We start from the raw sequence: 255 nt of genomic DNA on the forward strand, positions 1-255 counted from the left end.
GCCTCGGGGTTCGTCATCGGCAAATGCTACAAGCGCCACCGCGCAGTCAAGTTCTTGAAGTTTTTAAAAGAAGTCGATGCCCAAGTTCCTGAAGGGCTCGATGTCCATATCGTCATGGATAATTACGCCACCCACAAGACACCCAAGATCAAAGCGTGGCTCGCACGTCGACCTCACTATCATGTTCATTTTACGCCGACGTCCGCGTCATGGATCAATCAGGTCGAGCGCTGGTTCGCTGAACTCACCAGAAAG

At 52.2% G+C, this 255-nt stretch carries 1 protein-coding gene; it reads left to right on the forward strand.

From position 1 onward, the window contains the following. Positions 1–255 (forward strand): transposase (locus AC5ZG1_RS44970; protein ID WP_496136646.1); only part of this gene is annotated, 255 nt, incomplete at both ends.

It is taken from the genome of Bradyrhizobium sp. Leo78 (assembly GCF_059512425.1).